Here is an 18,575-nt window from a genome sequence, read left to right as displayed (position 1 = left end):
TAAACTGCCACAGGTCCACAGGGAATCCTTTACCCTGAACCGGGAGCAGTAAATTGGCCTGACGTGCTCACGCCATGTGAGCCCACTGCTGCGGCATCCGCCGGGTGGACCTCACCTCACATGCCGGTGCAAAATTATAACCGCCCCGACTGCCTGTAAAGGGTACCGGGACGGTTATTTTTATAAAGAATAAATTACCCTGATTCTATTGATCCGATTCAAATAATTCATTCAATGATACAATTTTAATCATTCAGTTCGAGCAGCATTCCCTCGTATGGCATCAGGCGGATCTCCCTGCCTGAAAATGCCATACTCTTTTTTTCAGATGGATCGAATTCATATGTATCGAGCAGCAGGGAAGCCTTGTCTGCTGTTTCGTCCGTGAAGCAGACTTCCTGATCTGAGAAATTCAGGATCACAAGAAGTCTCTGGCCGCCGGCAGTGCGGGTGAATGCCAGCAGGGCATCCCCGCCTTCTGCTTTGCGGTTCCAGCGGAATGATGATTTTTCATAATCATCCTGCCACAAGGCAGGATTTTTCAGATAGACATCGTTCAGGCGGCGAAAATAAGCCTGGAATCCGGAATGAACCGGGCTGTTTAAGGCCTCCCAGTCCAGGTCTGTTTTCTCATCCCATTCCCGGGTCCGGGCGAGCTCATTGCCCATGAAATTCAGTTTCTTTCCGGGATGCGTGAACATATACAGGTAAAGCAGCCTGGCCTGTTGAAGCCGCGTGTCAAAATCCCCCGCCATCTTATTGACGATCGTTCCTTTGCCATGAACGACCTCATCATGGGAGAGGGGCAGGAGATAAGTTTCGTTAAAGAAATACTCCATCGAAAACAGAAGCTTTCCGATATCCCTTCCGCGGTCAGCAGGCTGCTCACTCATGTATTTCAGCGTATCGTTCATCCAGCCAAGGTCCCATTTGTAGTCGAAGCCCAGGCCATTCTGCGATGCAGGTTTTGTTGTCCCGGGAAAAGAAGTGGAGTCCTCCGCGATCAGCATTGCATCAGGATAAAGACTCTTCAGGCCTTCATTCATGCGCTGCATAAAGTTCACGGCGTCATGATTGACCCCTCTTCCGCTGTTTCCCTGCCAGTAAATCAGGTTCCCGACGGCATCGAATCGAAGTCCATCGAAATGATACTGGTCAAGCCAGAATGCGCAGGCAGACTGCAGGAAGGAGCGCACATCCCCGCGGGAGTGCATGAAGTTGCAGCTGCCCCATTCGCTGTACCCGACTGCGGGGTGCGGATACTCATATAATGCTGTTCCGTCAAAATTCCACAGGGCATAGTCATTTACCGCAAAGTGAACAGTGACAACATCCAGGATCACGGAAATGCCATTCTGATGGCACTGATCCACCAGATACTGAAGACCGTGCGGCTCTCCGTAGCGGGAGGTCGCACTGTAAAATCCTGTCTCCTGATAGCCCCATGACTCATCTGCCGGATACTCTGCCAGAGGCATCAGCTCTACGGCATTAAAATGATTTTCTTTCAGATAGGGGATCAGCCTGTCTGCCAGCTCTGCATAGGTGAGCCATCCGGCAGCAGGATCCGTTTCTCCGTCCCATTTGATCTTTCTGACCCAGGATCCGGCATGTATCTCATAAATATTGAGCGCGGACCGCTTCTGATCGTTCCGGGTGTTCATCCAGAAATCGTCAGAGAACTGGTATCGAAGATCATAGAGAGCAGACGCCGTACCGGGACGTTTTTCACTCCAGAAAGCATACGGATCCGCATGATCTATAAAGCTCCCGTCCTTCTTGAAGATTCTGTACTTGTATAACTGCTTCTCCTTTGCTGAAGGAACCAGCACTTCATAAAACTGCCCGTCATAGATTTTCTGCATCGGGATCTCTTTCCAGTCGGAAAATTCGCCGATCAGAGAAACCCTGAGCGCAGCAGGAGCATATACCCTGAAGACATAACCCTCGTCTATAGCATGCGCTCCAAGGTAAGAATGGGCATCAAAGGAATTGCCGGCATAAAATTTTTGAAAATCCATCCTGAAACCACCTCGTTAATACATCCTGAAACTGCCTCGTTAATTGATCCTGAAACCGTCTCGTTAATTCATCCTGAAACTGCCTCGTTAATTGATCCTGAAACTGCCTCGTTATTCTATTCTAAACCGCCTCTCCTCGTCAAAAATCGAATCTGATGATCTCGCCGTTCCCGATCTTGCCCGCGGCGAATTCCTCATTTGTCATGTCTGAGAAGTATGATTTCACGAAGCGCACGATGCCGTTGTGCGCGACCAGAATATAGGTCTTCTTATCTTCCTTCAGCTCATCCAAAAGGTTATAGACTCGCTGGGCCACACGGAACATAGACTCACCGGTGCCAAAAGAGTTGATAAAGCACTGCTTTGCGGCGAAAAACCCCGGGCTGTTGCGGGGACTCGTTCCCTCCCAGATTCCGAAATTCTGCTCAATGAGACGGAGATCCGGCCGGACAGGAATCCCGGTAATATCCGAGATATGTCTCGCTGTATCCGCAGCCCGCATCAGCGGTGAACACAAGATTTCATCCGCTGAATACCCGAGCTTCAGAAACTTCTCTCCTGCCAAAACCGCCTGCTCATGTCCTTTTTCCGTAAGGGGAACATCTGTCGCGCCGCAAATCCTGTCCTCCACGTTCCAACTGGATTCACCGTGTCTGATAAAAAATACGTGTCCCATATTACCTCCGCGCGGGTACTGCCTCTCGTAAAAAAACTTCTCATGAAAATCTCTGATGAAGAAATTTCTGCGAAATTTCTGTCCCTGGCCGGATATCTGCAAACAGATATCTGTACTTTCGATTTTCGTTATGATATCATAAGGCGGCTTTTTTAACCAGTACCAGAGAGCGTTAATCAGACTGGCATCCATACTGACATCAGTACGAGCGTCTGCACGAACGTCTGCACGAGTGTCTGCACAAGTGTCTGGACGGGCGGTCTGGACGGGCGTCTGTACGGGCGTCTGTACGAGCGTCTGTACGTTAAAGATTATACCGTACATCAGATAGTGCAGATGGTATAGATACAGGCGGAAGACGTCTTCATTTATTTTTTATTTATTTGCTTTTTACATAGAAAAGGTTATGAGATCAGGAAACTATATGAAACTCGGTATAAAAAAAACCGGTTTAAGAAAAATCGGTATAAAAAGTATAAGGGAAGGTATAACACACGGTATAAAAAACAAGAAACAGCTGATAACCGGTCTTATTCTTGCATGCCTGATGATGACCGGTACGCTGCCGCAGGAGGTGTATGCCGGCAGTCTGATGAAATCGGAGCCTCCTTCGGACGCTGCCGGAAAGATGGCAGCTCAGGCGGTCTCTGAAGTTGCCTCCGGCGTGCAGAAGCTGGTTTCCATGGCTCTGGAGAAAACAAATACCGCAGAAGAAGCCGGAGAAAATAAAGCGGAGGAGAAAGCGCGCAGATATGATATTTCCCTGGGCTTTGCCGGGGATATCTGCTTCGGGGATAATTATATCCCCATGCAGCATTTGAAAGCGATCGGGTCAGAGGATATCTCTGACGGGATCGATCCCCGCTATATCAAGATCATGAAGGGCATGGACCTGATGTGGATCAATAATGAATTTGTCTACAGCCTCCGCGGGGCGCCTCTGCCTGGGAAGGCCTGGACCTTCTGCGGAGATCCCGCCCACGTGTCGTATCTGAAGGATCTGGGAGTGGATATTGTCGGACTGGCCAATAACCATACCTTCGATTTCGGAGAGGAGTCTTTCCTGGATACCCTGTCCACGCTAGAGGGTGCGGGGATCCCCTATGTCGGTGCCGGCCGGACAATGGAGCAGGCAGAAGCGCCCGTTTACCTGCAGGCCAGGGGATTCAAAATCGCCTATGTCGCCGCGTCGCGCGCGGAGTACACGATCTATACGCCGGAAGCGACCGATACGAAGCCCGGGATCCTCTGGTGCTATGACAATACCCGCTTCCTGGAATCCATACGCACTGCGGCCGCAAATGCCGACTTCGTCATTGCCCTCCCCCACTGGGGTGTGGAACACAGCACAGAACTCGAGGATGCACAGATCGACGGAGCCCACGCCTACATTGATGCCGGGGCGGATGCCGTGATCGGTGCCCACCCCCATATCCTGCAGGGAATCGAATACTATAAGGGAAAGCCCATTCTGTACAGCCTGGGAAACTTCTGGTTCGATGATTATGACATCGATACGCTTGTAGCCCAGCTCCGCATAAAGGGCAGAAAAGCCAGCCCGGACGACACATCCCTGGAAAATGCCAGGATTGAACTCAAACTATATCCGGGCACCCAGACCGGCGTCTACACCGGACTCGCCGACACACCGGAATGGAAGTCCCGGATCCTGCAAGATCTGGAGAATATCTCGATAAACGTAACCATCGATGAAAACGGCGTGGTTCATGAGCGGAAATAAATATACTGATCTAAACAAATATACTAATCTAAAAAAATACACTCTTCTAAACAAACACATTCTTCTAAAAAAGGAGCTGTGTCTCAAACACAGCTCCTGAAAAGAGATAAGGGACGGTTCTTCGTCTCTTTTTTTTAGATTTTAAGAAGAAAGTCCTTGATTTATCAGAATACAGGGACGAAGAAGCGGCCCCTGGCTGGGTACGGGTGAAGATCCGGAGACCTGCCCAGGGATTCCGATCACAACTGAGCGCTTTTAAAGAAGGGCGCGTATTTGGCAGCGAGCAGGACAGCCTCCGCCATGCTGATCTCGCTGACAGTACCCTTGCCGGCGATATCGAAGGCTGTGCCATGGTCCACAGAGGTGCGGAGGATGGGCATGCCGTTGGTAATAGAGATGGTGCGGTCAAAGTCGAGGGTCTTGGTCGCGATGTGGCCCTGGTCATGATACAGAGACAGGACGCTGTTATAGCGGCCCAGGGCTGCCTGATGGAAGACAGAGTCCGCGCCTATGGGACCTGTCACGGGAAAGCCTTCCGCCTTGAGTTCTTCTACAGCAGGTGTGATCTCGTTGACCTCCTCCCAGCCGAAGAGGCCGTGCTCTCCGCAATGAGGGTTGAGGCCGGCAACAGCCATGGTCCCCTCTGTGACGCCCAGGCGCCTGAGGGCTGCAAGGCTCTCCCTGACGCAGGTTTTGATGTTGTCTTTTGTGATGTCATCAAGCATAGCCCGCAGAGATTTGTGTCGGGTCAGGAAAAAGACACGCAGACCGTTCGTCTCGAACATGGTCAGCGGATCAGGTGTATTGGTCAAGGCACCGAAGATCTCGGTGTGGCCGATGAAGGGGACTTCCGCAGCGTGGAGAGCTTCCTTGTTGATCGGGGTTGTGGCGACGGCATCCGCCTCGCCGTTCATGGCAAGCTCGATACTCTTCTTGATGTAGTCAAAAGCCGCCTTCCCGCACATAGCCTGTACAACGCCGTAGGAGAACTGAGACTGGTCGATGTTGTCGAGGTCGATCAGGTTCAGGATGCCGGGGCGATAATCGCCGTCCGCAGGTTTTTCAACGACATTGATCCTGAGGTCCGCGCCCACAATGCGGATCGCTTTTTCCATGACCTGACGGTCGCCTATGGCGATCACATCTGCTGCATCACTGACTTTTTCCCGGGCACACGCCTTTGCCACGATCTCGGGTCCTACGCCGGCGGGATCACCGGTCGGTACTGCAATCACAGGTTTTTTCTCCGCCATTTTTGCTCCTCCATTATCGAATCAGTTCGTAAATCAACGGCCTCCTGTAGAAGGCATCGTGATGATTTATCGCTTTTGGATAATTATCTGCTTCTCCTGATTATTCGCTTCTCTTAATTTAATTCAGTTCTCCTGAATTTATTCTCTTCTCCTGAAAACCCATCGCTTCTGCACCTGGTAATTGATAAAGAAAAGAATGACATCCACCATAAATTTTCCGAGTGCCGCGGGGACACCTGCCAGCGTCAGCCACGCAACAGCACTGGCATTACAGAGAAGATTTGCGCTGAACAGAACAAGATAGCGGACGGCTTCAATCCCGACGCGTCCTGTGCTCTGAAAGCTCCATTTCCGGTTGAGTGTAAAATTCAATATCCCTGAGCCCACCCTGGAAAGAGCCGACGCGGCGGCTGCGTCTTCTGCCACCGCCAATCTGTACGCTGCCCAGGCGGAACTGCCAAATATCCTGATCAGTAAAAGAAACAGTGTCCAGTCCACAACAGCGCTCGCGGCAGCAGTTAGGAAAAACCGCACCGGCCTCCGCGAAACAAGCCTCGAATCCCGGAAGGGTTTGGAACCGGATGGCCTTTGTCTGTTTTCTTCCATCTTATTCCTTTCCTTTAATTAAGACTTCACAAAAGAGCTGAACATCAACAGCCTGGATATGCCGGCATATCTGTACTATCCGGGAAACCGGTCAACTCTGAACCGGAGGAAAAAACGACAACAAGCGGTCCAGTTCTTCCTGCGCCTGTTTCAATGCTTCAAATCGAATTGTTTTCATGCCGATCTTCCTGGCCGGCACGAGATTTGACTCAAGGTCATCAATAAATACACAGCGGGCAGGATCAAGATGATAAGTGTCGATCAGCATCCGGTAAAATGCGGGATCGGGTTTTGCGAGATGGACATCGCAGGAAAAGAGACCCCCGTCCATCTCCGGCAGGAAATAAAGCGCATCTGTACATTCACGCATGATTTTGGGGGAATAGTTGGAGAGGTACAGAACTTTCCTGCCGAGAGATTTCACATGGCGAAGCCACGGAAGACTCTCTTCCCTGGGTTCGACAATTCCACGGACATTCTCAAACATATGCCGGATCTCTTTTTCGATTTCCGGGTCATTCCTGATAAAGCTGCGGAGGATCTGATCTTCTGAAAGGATATTCAGATCCAGCTGTACCCAGTCCTCTGAACGCATTGTAGCCTGCATAACCCGCTGTGCCAGCTCCCCGGTAAATCCTTTTTTCTCCAGAAAGCGAAACCGTCCCAGCTCTACCAGAACACCTCCGATATCAAATATCACGGTATCGACTTTCGGTCCCAGATCCTGCCGCAGGGCTTCCTGTTCAGGACCTGTCACGATCATTTTCTCACACGAGGACCCGCTGTCGGCCCCGGCTGCGTACTGCTTTTTCATAAACTGTCTTCTTCCTTTTGTTTCATAAGTTTATTCCATAAGTCTGCTCTCTTGATTTATTTGATTAATTACTTTTATTAATCGTTTTTTGAACCGGCCCTGTTATCCATATATATCATTGGACCAGGGTATATTCCTTAGTCCGGGCGATGGCTGCCCGGGCACAGTCCATGTCGATAATCCCAAAGGAAATCATAAAAACTGCCAGCGACGGCTACCCGTGTGCAGTCCATACCCATAATATATCCGAAATCGTACGAAGTGACAATTTTAAAACAGTAAAAAGGCGGCCCGTGCAGCTCCCGGGAGGGAACAGCTGCCAGCGGCCGCCTTCAGTTTCTTTAGTGTTTTTTTAGTACGGCAGGAAAGCGATGTCTCCCTTCCCCGCCTGTCTGATCTGCCGCCTGTCTCAGGCAGATATGTCCTGTTTACCTCGCACGAGCACAGGCTTTTCCTCCCCGAGAACAGCCGCTTTTGTTACGATACATTTTTTGACGTTTTCTTCATCCGGCATGTCGAACATGATGTCCTCCATCACGTTTTCCATGATCGCTCTCAGGCCTCTCGCGCCCGTATTCTTACGCATAGCGGTCTGCGCGATCTCCCTGAGTGCCTCCGGTTCAAATTCGAGTTCGACACCGTCGATCTCCAGGAGCTTCTGGTACTGTTTCACCAGTGAGTTCCTGGGTTCAGTCAGGATCCTTACCATTGCTTCTTCGTCCAGCTCATCGAGGGCAACGAAGACGGGAAGTCTGCCGACAAATTCCGGTGTCAGACCGAATTTCATGAGGTCCTGAGGTGTGAGACCTCTGAGCTGCTCCGAAAGGGTCATCTCCCTTTTCTCCTCAAATGCGGCACCGAATCCGATTGCATTTTTTTTCGTTTCCTTTGCGAGGACCTTTTCAATACCTGCAAACGCACCGCCGCAGATGAAGAGAATGTTGCTCGTATCAATCTTCAGCATTTCCTGCTGCGGGTGCTTACGTCCTCCCTGAGGAGGGACCGAAGCCACAGTACCCTCAAGGATCTTTAGCAGGGCATGCTGCACACCTTCGCCGGATACATCCCTTGTGATGGATGTGTTTTCTCCTTTTCTGGCAATTTTGTCAATCTCATCAATGTAGACAATACCTTTTTCAGCCCGCTTGATGTCATTGTCTGCCGCATTGATCAGCTTCAGAAGCACATTTTCGACATCTTCACCGACATAACCGGCTTCTGTCAGTGTCGTGGCGTCAGCAATTGCGAAAGGAACACCCAGAATCTTTGCCAGCGACCGCGCGATGTAGGTCTTGCCGGAACCGGTGGGGCCAATCATCAGGATATTGCTCTTCTCAATATCAACATTTGGATCACCCTTGCCCAGGATCCTTTTGTAGTGGTTGTAAACAGCCACTGCGATGGATCTTTTGGCTCTGTCCTGCCCGACCACATATTGATTCAGGAATTCTACGATCTCACGCGGCTTTTTCTTATCTTCTTCTTTAAGAAAGCTGCCCCGCTTTTTCTCCTCATCCGACTTCCTGAGGCGGATCAGAATATCATTGGATGCCTTGATGCAGTCCTCGCAGATGATAGCGCCGCCGCCTCCAATGAATCTTTTATTTGTCGCCGACTTTGGTTTTCCGCAAAACAGACATTTCTGGTCCTTATCTCCCATTTCCGCCTCCTTTCTATCTACATCTGTCGGCAGGCCTGCCCGATCGCCTCTAAATGGCCGATCTCGATAATTTCCGGACATTCCGGCCTCTGACCGGCAGATTTCGATAATTTCTGAAAATTTCATTTCCTACATAAGAAACATAACACCCGCCCGGCGGAAATGCTATCTACCTCTGGTATAAAAACATGGGTAAAAATAAAAACATGGGGACGGTCCTTTTGTATCCGTCCCCATGTTTTCTTTAATTAAGTTATATGATGACCGTCCCTTGTCTCCTCCTCTGATGTGTGAGAAATTACCCCGGCAGGTATTTCTACCTCCGGGGTAATGTTAGATCACTCCTCTCCCAACAATTCAAAAAATCAACAAGGTAAAACAGGGGGACAGATACAAAAGGACCGTCCCTTGTTTCCCTTGTTTCCCCATTAATCACCGCTCTTGCTTCTATGCTTTCGTCCCGATAGTGCGATGAACAATGCTCCTGCGCCTGCAATCAGCATCAACGCAAGCCATTCCACAGCTTCGCTTTCATCGCCGGTCGATGGTGATTTGGAAGACTTATTACTTTTGACAATGGTTTTGCTTTTGACAATGGTTTTTGTGGATGAAACCTGGCTTGTCTGGGACGAGTCATGGTTTTTGTCGGAGGTATTCTTACTGTCGTCCTCGTCGGCAGGGGTGTCGTCCCCGTCAGCAGGGGTGTGCATGTCATCCCCGTCGTCGCCGCTCACAGGTTTGTCTTCAGGCTCGCCGCTTTTGCCGCCTCCTTCGTCAGCAGGGGTATCGCCCTCGTCAGCGGGGGTGTCATCCCCGTCGTCGCCGCTCACAGGTTTGTCTTCAGGCTCGTCGCTTTTGTCGCCTCCTTCGTCACCAGGGGTGTCGTTCTCCTCGGCAGGGGTGTCGCCCTCGTCAGCGGGGGTACCACCCTCGTCGGCAGGGGTGCCGTCCCCATCGCCGCCTTCTTCATTTTTCGTCCAGACTGCCGTGAATGTGTGGTCGCCGCTGACTTTGTAGGAGTCGCCCGGATAATACTCTGACCCCATCCAGTAGCTGAAGGTATACCCTTCCCTCGAAGGAGCTTCGCGGATCGAAATTATGTCTCCGATGTTATGGGTCTCCACAATATCCGCTGTGCTGCCGTCATAAGAGCCGCCGGCCAGTATGTAAGTGATCGTGGCTTCTTCAGTGTTTGTGTTCGTGTCTGTCACTGTAACAATATAGGATCCTTCGATGCTGCGCTCATTATCATCTGTATCATAGTATTTTGCTTCTATGATGATCCTTGTGCTTCCAGGCTGGAGGGCAGTGACAACTCCGTTACCGTCGACTGTCGCTATACTGCTGTCTTCCGGGCGGAAGGAAACCTCGTACGCCGATGGATATCCCGGAAGTATGCGGTAATCAACATGTCCGTATTCGCCGGGTTTAAGTAGGATCTGGTCCGAATCGGGCTCCAGGCTTTCCGGTTCCGGCTGAGGTTCATCAAAAATTGTCAGCTGATAAGAACCGGCTGCTCCTGAGCTGAGTGTCGCAGTGATCATAACTGTACCTGTTCCCAGCAGTTCCACTTTTCCATTCTCATCCACTGCAGCTATGTCCGGGTCGGAGGATGTCCAGACCACCTCTTTATCCTGGGCGTCATAAGGCAGGATCGTATAATGACTTGTGAAAAATTCCCGATCAAGGGAGCACCCTTCTGCCTCTGAACGAAACAGGATTTTTTCGGCCTTTATCGTTTCACCTTCTTTGACAAAGGCAGCATAGAAAGTCCTGTCCGTTTCGATGTCCTCCCCTGAAGTCAGGATGCATCCATCTTCTCCCTCCCAGCCAAGGAAGACATATCCCTCTTTTTGCGGTATAAAGACGTCCTCGTTGTCGCCATCGGGCGAGTACAATTTGCAAAACCCGCCTTTTTGATAGTACTCACGGCGGATGATCCGTTCATCTGCAATGTAGGTGACCCTGCAGGCTGCATTGTCAATGTTCGGATACTCGTCACCTCCCTCTCCGAGGATATGGGCATCCATCCATTCTATCCTTGCCCTGGTCCACGATTTAAAGTTTTCTTTGTTTTCTGAGAAGTCTCCTCCCTCACGATAGCCGGGGATCCTATCTCCCCAGATCTCATAATCTCTCACACAGGAGAGTTCTGTTTCCGCAAAATACTTATCGACCAGGCCTCTTTCCTCCAATAACGTAAGGATCTCATCGCGGACAGCCGGCCACAGTCTTTTTGCCGTTTCACGAAATCCCTCCTCATTGTCATCGTATACCATGGCAGTCAGCCATTCATTTATTAAATGAAATCCCTCAATATTCATATCCGGCATTCCAGGAATGCTCCAGCCCTGATCCATATCCCAGAGCGGTCCCCAGAAGATCCTGCCGGTTTCTGATAAATTGCCGGAATCGTCGAACTTATCTTCCGTCTTATAAAAATAATTGCTTCCGGTTGTATACTTATCCGTGTTATTGGATACTTCCTGGATCAGCCAGAAAAGGGCTGCCGACTCCATATCCATATACTCGTTGTATCTGATCCCGTCTTGATCAGCAAAGGGATCCCCGTCATCAACGCCTTCTCCGAAAAGCGCGTTTTCCATTTTCTGAATGTAATCGCGTATATATTCTTTCTGCGCCTCGTTCGTGTAGTCAGAATCATCAGGATTGAAAGTCGGAATGTCGTTTGCCAGATTAATCCCACGATCCGTATAAAACTTATCAGGGTCATCTTCCGCGACCTGAGACCCGAAATGGATCAGATAGCCGCCGGTAATGTCCTCCGGAGCAGTGTCATCAGCAGAAAGCTCCCTGATCTCTAATCGGTTGTCGTCGACTCTGACCTGTTCGGCAAGCAGGTAATTGCCCAGATTGATCCGGGCGTATTCTTCTCCGTCCCTTTTGGCCACCATAACGACGTCGACCGGTAAACCATTGGGGGTAAACTCGAATCCCAGCGCATCTCCCAGGACTCCGGTAAACCGGTTCTTGAAACCAGTCGGATCAAGGGTATTTGCAAGCAGCACCCAATGCTTGTTTTTGCCCAGTTCTAATATATTTACTTTTTTGCTCAACTTGATCTTATACGGCTTCTTTTCAAAGGTCCATGTTGAGTTGCCGCGGCCTCGGATATATTCGAGCTGAACAGGCCGAAGGCTTGAAGGAGCTTTTGCCATATCGCAGTACATGAATCCGCCAGGAACAATAATCTGCATCGTTCCATAGCAATCCACACTGTGATCACTGCTGGAATTCATATCGTCTATCGTGTGACCGTCTGACTCGTCAATTTCAATAACAACTACAGGAATACCATTATCCGGCAGCTGTCTGTCATCTTCATCCTCTGCACCGCTGTCACTGTCTGCCGCTTCAGCAACAGCAGCTTCCTCTCCAGTCACGTCTATATAAGCAGCTTCCCCGCCTGTCGTTCCTTCACCGGTCACTTCCTCATCAGGCATTTCTCCTGCAGCTGCTTCTTCATCGGTCAGCTCTTCGTCAACCGCTTCCCCTGCAAAAGCTTCTTCATCGGCCAGATCTTCGTCAACCGCTTCCCCTGCAAAAGCTTCTTCATCGGTCAGCTCTTCGTCAACCGCTTCTCCTGCAAAAGCATCTTCATCAGTCAGCTCTTCGTCAACCGCTTCCCCCGCAAAAAACTCTTCATCGGCCAGCTCTTCATCGGCTGTTTCTCCTGCAGCTGCCTCCGCACCCGGGTCTTGAAAATCGTACATCACCTGATTTTCAGATGATGCGGCAAAAGTCATCTGTGTTATATTTGAAAGCGATAATACGGCAACAAGTACAAAACTAAATGTTATTTGTTTCATTCTACCTGTTATTTGTTTCATTTACACACCCTCCGGGACTATCAGATAACAGCGGATAAAACTGCAAAACAGCAAAAACTGCCTGAAGAATCTGATCCTTATACACCAGATTCAAGACTCGCCCGCGAGTCTTGCGCGATGAAGAACAAAAAGCTGCCGATCACCTGCCATGGCACTTCTTGTATTTTTTTCCCGAGCCGCACGGGCACGGATCGTTGGGCATGATCTTTTTACCGCTTCTTTTGTAGGTTATCCCGCCTTCCGCAACATAGACAGGCTGTTTTTTGGCAGCGCGCACCTTCTTATAGGCCAGATCCAGTTCTACGGTGATCTCATCTCTTCCGGCTTTTATGAGTTTTTCCTCTTCGAAGCGGTCGAGGATGTTCTCTCTCATTTTCTCAGGGCCGAGGATCTGCAGCTGTTCAAGGAAGGTCACTGAACGGGCGTAGGAATAGGGGTACTGTTCTGCGGCATACAGAAGCATCTGCGCGTATTCATCGACGCACCGGGACATATACCACTCGTGCGCCAGCTGTACTGCCCGTCCGGATTCGCTGCCGCTCCCGTTTCCATTCTGATCCCCGGCTTCCGCTGACAGAAATGACTCCATGAAAGCATCTATATTCCGGTCCTCGTGGTATCGGTAAGACTCCGCCGCGCGGTAGGCACTGGCAATAATGCTGTATCCCGGACTGTCCAGCAGATACCCCTCCTGCTCCACATCCCTTACGAACTTTACAAAGGGATCACGGAAGGCCGGCAAAGTCAGAAGCGCACTCCAGTAAGCGATGTTGTTCGCGAGGTGACCCTTCATTGTCTGTGTCATCTCTGTTTCTCTCAGAAATTTTCTGTAGAGGTCAAGATCAGCTGACAGCTCCGGGAGGGAGAGGGCGGCGTCCAGATAGATCAGGTTGCAGAAGCAGCCGTCCAGATTCTCCGGGGATGCCATCTCCCCGGTCTCCTCCCACCGTGTGATCTCTATCCGGTAAGCATTTCTGGCTTTTCTCCGGTTGCCGGTATTCTCATAGCAGTTGCCGAGAGTGGAATAGTAGAAGGGATGGTAGTCCTCATTCGGATCCGCTTTCAGCAGTTCCCCGAGCGCTTCATGATACTTGCCGAGCGCATGGAAAGTAATACCGTGCTCTATACGCTCAAAATTCAGCGCCGGGTCTTTTTCCAGAACTTCCCGCAGAGTCTCTTCTGCCTCTTTATACTTCCGCTGCGCCAGCTGGGCTCTCGCCAAAAGAGCGAGAACTTCCACATTATCCGGATGACTTATCATCATGTCTCTGCAGTGTTCCTCCATCTTTTCGAAATTTCCCTCATATTCATTGTGGAGTGCCTGGCGAAAGGTCTGGCGGATCACAGCGGGAATCTGTTCCGTATACTCATCCACTGCCTGCAGAAAATCATTGAACTCCGGTTTTACGATCAATTGTTTCTTTGATGTCGACATATGTTTTCCCCTCTCGATTATTATTTTCATCCACCAATGATTCCGGTGTAAAAAATAGTCAATGGTCGTTTCTCTGGAAATGAGTGTATCACACGGAATCTAAATCTTCTACGAACGCATTTTGTTTTTCCGGATTTTCCGGGTTTTCCAGATTTTCTCCTTTCAGATTTCCCTTTCCAGGTTCCCTTTTCAGGCCCCTTTCCCGGCACTAATATCTGGTTGAACTCGCCCGACTATAGTATAATCACTTGTATTGCTAAAATCATGGCACATATGAATGGGAATTCAGAAGTGCAATCGTTTCTGGTCAATGAGTGACTATCAGTAACGTGCATTCAAGTCAGGACTCACATGTGCAATATACCCATGGGATTTTTTTACAGATTCTTTTAATATTTTAGTATCAATTTTAGTATCAAATATCAGATGTGGAGGAGATTTTTATGAAATCCGGAAAATGGTTATTTATCCTGCTGGCTTTGTGCCTGGTTTTTTCTGTGACCCCTGCCAGGGCTTTTGCCGGACAGACGGTTTCACAGACTGCAGACCAGGTGCAGGAAAAAGCTGTTTATAAAACAGTATTTGAAGAAAAATCCGACGCCCTGGCGCAGGCGCAGGAAGAGCCTGATGAAACTGCCCTGGCGCAGGCGCAGGGAGAGCCGGAAGAAGACGCCCTGACGCAGGCGCAGGAAGAGCCGGAAAAAGACGCCCTGGCGCAGGCGCAGGAAGAGCCGGAAGAAGACGCCCTGGCACAGGTGCAGGAAGAGCCGGAAAAAGACACGCGCAGCATCCTGCTCCATATCCCCTTCGTCTGTGCAGTCATAATCCTGCTGCTCGCAGTTTTCATAATCTGGGGAAAGAGACAGGAAAGCAAGGAGATGTAGCAAAGTCAACTGAAAGGGCAGCTCCTGTTCGCCAGGTCGGGGCTGCCAGCTCCGCTGGTGGTTTGAGATTATAAAAAACTTGCGTGAAAACGACATCCGGAGAGAAGAATATGTCAGTCTTCTCTCTAAAAATATGAATTTGGATTTGTTATACTGCGATCAAGTAAGCAACTGATTCTCAGTTGAAATGCAGCAGTTTGCTGCGTTTGACTGATGAATGCGCAGCAATAATAAATCATTTTAGAGAGGTTCGATTATGATAGAAATCTTTTCTCAGCCCTTCGGGACCACAAAAAAAGGTGAACCCGTTACGCAGTATATTCTAACAAACAGTAACGGTATGTGCGTTAAGATCATCAGCTATGCCTGCGTAGTTCAGAATATACTCGTTCCCGATCAAAACGGAACGATCCGGGACGTTGTTTTAGGTTACGATACACTGGAGGGCTATGAGACTGGTTCCTCCTTTTTCGGCGCTTTTGTCGGAAGGTATGCCAACCGTATCAAGAATGCTGAATTTGAATTGAACGGCAGGACCTGTCATTTATCTAAGAACGACGGCAGCAATCACCTGCATGGTATATATTGTTACCAGGTCTTTGACGGACAGATCGACGGTAACTCTGTTGTTTTCAGGAAGCTCAGCCCTGCCTTTGAAGAGGGATATCCCGGAAATCTCTCCATTGAGGTCCGGTATACGCTCACTGAAAAAAATGCATTGGAAATCGAATATAAAGCGACGACCGATGAAGATACTGTCGTTAATCTTACAAATCACTCTTACTTCAATCTGAACGGAAACGACGGTTCAACGATCCTTGACCATGAGCTGTTCATTGACGCCGATCACTTCACCGAAACAGATCGTGAGACCCTGCCTACAGGAAAGATTCTTTCCGTCAGCGGAACGCCGATGGATTTCCGTGCGGCAAAGCCGATCGGACGGGATATTGAAACAGATTACGATCAGTTAAAGTTCTGTAAAGGGTTTGACCACAACCTGATTCTTAACCGCTCCGGTTCTGGCGGATTGACGCTTTTTGCCAAAGCAAAATCACCTAGTTCCGGCATAGAACTCTCCTGCTATACGACTCAGCCGGCCGTGCAGCTCTACACCGGAAACTATGCTGACGAAGATAAAGCGCCTTTCGGAAAAGGAGGCATCCGCTATCCCAGGTACGGCGGCTTCTGTCTGGAAACACAGCATTATCCCTGTTCACCGAATTATCCCGACTTTCCTTCCACTGTCCTGAAAAAGGACGAAACCTATTACCAGAAAACCGTCTATCAATTTACCTGAGATTAAAACTATAGGATGAATAAACAGCGAGTCAAGCGTCTGCAAATGCCATGCTCGCATGAGCATTTGCAGACATTTGACGCAGACCGCCTGCGGTCTGCTGCGTCCGTAAACATGAGAAGGAAAGCCGACTCTCTGCTCCAATGCTTCGAGTCGGCTTTTCCCATTTCCTTTGTCACTGGCGGCTGCTGTCTGCCCGGTACCGCTCCCCGCTCCATGCTCATGGAGAAAAGTGTGTCCGCAAGCCCTTCCTCCGATGCTTTGCCGATGCTGACAAGATATCTCTCCCCCAGATCCGTTCATATTTCCAGGGAGTCCAGGAGCACTCCGTCGATATCAAATATTACGCCTTTGATATTCTGTATGAAGCTCATCATGCTCTGACCATTTCCGCTGTGATTTTCTTTAGTGAAGCGGCTGCTTTACAGATGTCCTTCTGACCATAGATGGCGCTTATTACAGCAATGCCGCAGATACCGCTCCCGGCAAGTTCAGGTGTGTTATCCGCAGTGATGCCGCCGATGGCAACGACCGGAATCGACACTGCTTCACAGATGGCTCTGAGTGTTTCGAAGGACACGTCATCCGCATCATCCTTTGATCCGGTCGGAAATACAGCGCCCACGCCCAGATAGTCCGCGCCGCGTTTCTCCGCGAGGACGGCCTGCTCCACCGTCTGGGCGGATACTCCCAGTATCTTGTCCGGTCCGATGAGGGCGCGCACATCACCGGCTTCCATGTCACTTTGCCCGACATGCACCCCGTCAGCATCCATCCTGACCGCGATGTCCACATTGTCATTGATCACGAAGGGAACACCGTATTCCCTGGCCATGTCCCGGAGGCGGACCGCCTCCTGGAAGAATGTTTCATCATCAAGGTCCTTTTCCCGCAGCTGCAGGAAGGTCACGCCCCCATCCAGGCTTTCGCGCACCACGTCATACAGCGTGCGGTCCCCCAGCCAGTGCCGGTCTGTAACTGCGTAAAGGAGCAGGGATTCCGCAAGTTTATCTCTCATATCTCTTTTCATCTGCTGCCTTTCTCCTTTATCGGATCTCGTACTTCGCGCCGGCATCCAGTGCTGCGCCGTCCATGTTATAGATCGCGTCGATTATGCGGTTCCTGTAAGTCGAGTTGCCGTCGCCTTCCTGCATCCTGCTCCAACCGATCTCTCCGGCAAGGCCCATTGTGCAGACAGCTGCCGCGGCAGCGTCAAGAGGTGAGTCCGGATTGGCAACAAGGAAGGCTGTCATCATTCCCGACAGCTGGCATCCGGTGCCTGTGATCCTGCCCATTTCAGGTCTTCCGTTCCGGATGACATAGCATCTGTCAGCGTCGGCCACAAGATCGATCGCTCCTGTTATGGCGATTATGGCGCCTGTCTTCGCTGCAAGTTCCCTGGCAAATTTCACAGCACCGTCAAGGGATTCCTCGGTTACAGCATCCGCAACGTCTGCGTCAACACCCTTGGTGGTGCCGCTGCCCAGAGCAAGTGTCTTGATCTCGGAGATGTTTCCGCGGATCACAGTGAATCTGATCTCGTCCATGAGTCCTACAGCAGTATTGGTGCGAAGAGCCGACGCTCCCGCGCCTACAGGATCGAGCAGAACAACATGTCCCAGCGCAGCAGCCCTGCGGCCCGCGCGGTACATGCCCTCTATGCTGCTCTTGTTCAAAGTGCCGATGTTAATGTTGAGGCCTCCGCAAATAGTCGTGATGTCTTCCACATCATCCGGCTCATCCGACATGATCGGACTTGCTCCGCACGCAAGCAGCACATTCGCCACATCATTGACAGTCACATAGTTAGTGATATTGTGGACCAGCGGTATACTCTTTCTTACATTCTCAATACAATTACCCAGCATTTCTACCTCCCGACAAAAAAGCAGATATGCCAATAGGTCATATCTGCCTGAAATCCTGCATATGAAAAGCAGCAGCATATTTCCCTACGTTGGCATTATCCAAATCAGGTTATGGGTCCGGGACATACCTCCCGTTCTCAGCCTGCCTGCGCAAGCTCCCCTTTAAATTGTCTATACAATACCACAGCTCAGAGTATTGTTCAATCCTTTCCGGTGTGGATTGTCCCCGCCGTGATCATCTCCCGTTACTGTCCACGCCCCCTCGAAGGGCGTGGACATGTAACGCTTGCGCGCGGTGATTCCAATACGCTTCGCGTGCACCGCGCGCCGTTGAACTCGGGTTTTTCGCGAAAAAGCCGCGAAAAACGCCTCGAGTTTCGAGCCGGTCTGTACTGTAACTCATCTCCCGGCACAGACCGCCACGAAATTTGAGGCGGTCTGTAACTCTTAAATTCCTCTGAAAAAA

The 18,575-nt window shown here is 50.3% G+C and carries 12 protein-coding genes, 2 pseudogenes and 1 riboswitch; of the genes and pseudogenes, 3 read left to right on the top strand and 11 right to left on the bottom strand.

The window, feature by feature from the left end:
* Window positions 1-245: 245 nt before the first annotated feature.
* Both glgB and BLT02_RS12365 read right to left on the bottom strand, forming a co-directional pair.
* A complete protein-coding gene (glgB, locus tag BLT02_RS12370; protein ID WP_092995933.1) occupies window positions 246-2,021 on the bottom strand; it encodes a 1,4-alpha-glucan branching protein GlgB in 1,776 nt (591 codons plus the stop codon).
* A 139-nt stretch (window positions 2,022-2,160) separates the two neighbouring features.
* A complete protein-coding gene (locus tag BLT02_RS12365; protein ID WP_092996019.1) occupies window positions 2,161-2,697 on the bottom strand; it encodes a histidine phosphatase family protein in 537 nt (178 codons plus the stop codon).
* Window positions 2,698-3,244: 547 nt separating this feature from the next.
* On the opposite strand from BLT02_RS12365, the gene BLT02_RS12360 reads away from it, so the two are divergent.
* Entirely contained in the window at window positions 3,245-4,438 is a 1,194-nt protein-coding gene (locus BLT02_RS12360) for a CapA family protein (RefSeq protein ID WP_175453824.1), read from the top strand.
* A 239-nt stretch (window positions 4,439-4,677) separates the two neighbouring features.
* On the opposite strand, the gene pdxA is transcribed toward BLT02_RS12360, so the two are convergent.
* The 7 genes and pseudogenes from pdxA to BLT02_RS18245 all read right to left on the bottom strand — a co-directional run.
* Window positions 4,678-5,691, bottom strand: coding sequence for a 4-hydroxythreonine-4-phosphate dehydrogenase PdxA (gene pdxA / locus BLT02_RS12355; protein WP_092995927.1), 1,014 nt, complete (start codon window positions 5,689-5,691; stop codon window positions 4,678-4,680).
* A 138-nt stretch (window positions 5,692-5,829) separates the two neighbouring features.
* Entirely contained in the window at window positions 5,830-6,297 is a 468-nt protein-coding gene (locus BLT02_RS12350; protein ID WP_092995924.1) for a GtrA family protein, read from the bottom strand.
* Between the two features lie 91 nt (window positions 6,298-6,388).
* Window positions 6,389-7,111 carry an HAD family hydrolase gene (locus BLT02_RS12345; protein ID WP_092995921.1) on the bottom strand — a complete coding sequence of 241 codons (723 nt, stop codon included), beginning with the start codon at window positions 7,109-7,111 and terminating at the stop codon, window positions 6,389-6,391.
* A 409-nt stretch (window positions 7,112-7,520) separates the two neighbouring features.
* Window positions 7,521-8,771 carry an ATP-dependent Clp protease ATP-binding subunit ClpX gene (clpX, locus tag BLT02_RS12340; protein WP_092995918.1) on the bottom strand — a complete coding sequence of 417 codons (1,251 nt, stop codon included), beginning with the start codon at window positions 8,769-8,771 and terminating at the stop codon, window positions 7,521-7,523.
* Window positions 8,772-9,199: 428 nt separating this feature from the next.
* A complete protein-coding gene (locus BLT02_RS12335; RefSeq protein WP_175453823.1) occupies window positions 9,200-12,505 on the bottom strand; it encodes a CotH kinase family protein in 3,306 nt (1,101 codons plus the stop codon).
* 256 nt (window positions 12,506-12,761) lie between these two features.
* A pseudogene (locus tag BLT02_RS18250) lies at window positions 12,762-12,842 on the bottom strand (SEC-C metal-binding domain-containing protein); the annotation flags it as partial.
* A gap of 747 nt (window positions 12,843-13,589) precedes the next feature.
* Window positions 13,590-14,057: pseudogene (locus BLT02_RS18245) on the bottom strand (tetratricopeptide repeat protein); the annotation flags it as partial.
* A 443-nt stretch (window positions 14,058-14,500) separates the two neighbouring features.
* Here BLT02_RS18245 and BLT02_RS12325 point away from each other — a divergent pair.
* A complete protein-coding gene (locus BLT02_RS12325; RefSeq protein ID WP_092995911.1) occupies window positions 14,501-14,941 on the top strand; it encodes a hypothetical protein in 441 nt (146 codons plus the stop codon).
* A 256-nt stretch (window positions 14,942-15,197) separates the two neighbouring features.
* Window positions 15,198-16,241 (top strand): aldose epimerase family protein, encoded by a 1,044-nt coding sequence (locus tag BLT02_RS12320; protein WP_175453821.1) that lies wholly within the window; start codon window positions 15,198-15,200, stop codon window positions 16,239-16,241.
* 373 nt (window positions 16,242-16,614) lie between these two features.
* Here the strand turns inward: BLT02_RS12320 and thiE are convergent, their stop codons facing one another.
* Both thiE and thiM read right to left on the bottom strand, forming a co-directional pair.
* Window positions 16,615-17,271 (bottom strand): thiamine phosphate synthase, encoded by a 657-nt coding sequence (gene thiE, locus BLT02_RS12310; protein WP_092995905.1) that lies wholly within the window; start codon window positions 17,269-17,271, stop codon window positions 16,615-16,617.
* Window positions 17,272-17,287: 16 nt separating this feature from the next.
* Window positions 17,288-18,109, bottom strand: a complete 822-nt coding sequence (thiM, locus tag BLT02_RS12305; RefSeq protein ID WP_092995902.1) for a hydroxyethylthiazole kinase — start codon at window positions 18,107-18,109, stop codon at window positions 17,288-17,290.
* A gap of 63 nt (window positions 18,110-18,172) precedes the next feature.
* Window positions 18,173-18,281, bottom strand: a riboswitch (TPP riboswitch).
* Between the last annotated feature and the right edge of the window lie 294 nt (window positions 18,282-18,575).

The sequence above is a fragment of the Sarcina sp. DSM 11001 genome (genome assembly GCF_900101015.1).
GTDB lineage: Bacteria > Bacillota > Clostridia > Lachnospirales > Lachnospiraceae > CAG-791.
This window is presented reverse-complemented; position numbering and strand designations above follow the sequence as displayed.